Origin of the sequence: Paenarthrobacter sp. YAF11_1 (genome assembly GCF_052113445.1) — a bacterium.
In the GTDB taxonomy this organism is placed as follows: Bacteria; Actinomycetota; Actinomycetes; order Actinomycetales; family Micrococcaceae; genus Arthrobacter.
Genome location: NZ_JBFRDF010000051.1, coordinates 1 through 356, shown reverse-complemented (window position 1 = coordinate 356; position 356 = coordinate 1). Strand labels below are relative to the sequence as shown.

General features: G+C 63.5%; 1 pseudogene. It reads left to right on the top strand.

Annotated elements, in window-relative coordinates:
• Nucleotides 1-356 (top strand): annotated as a pseudogene (locus tag AB4Y77_RS23035) (lipoyl synthase); the annotation flags it as partial.

Genomic DNA, 356 nt, shown 5'->3' with positions numbered 1-356 from the left:
TTCGCGCACAACGTGGAGACCGTGCCGAGGATTTTCAAGCGGATCCGTCCGGCGTTCCGGTACGAGCGGTCCCTTGATGTCATCACCCAGGGCCGGGATTTGGGTATGGTGACCAAGTCCAACCTGATCCTGGGCATGGGCGAGACCCGCGAGGAAATCTCAGAAGCCCTGCGGGACCTGCATGCGGCCGGCTGTGATTTGATCACAATCACCCAGTACCTGCGCCCGTCCGAGCGGCACTTGCCGGTGGACCGGTGGGTCAAGCCGCAGGAGTTCGTGGACCTCCAGCACGAGGCCGAGGAGATCGGTTTCCTTGGTGTGATGTCCGGGCCGTTGGTGCGGTCCTCGTACCGGGC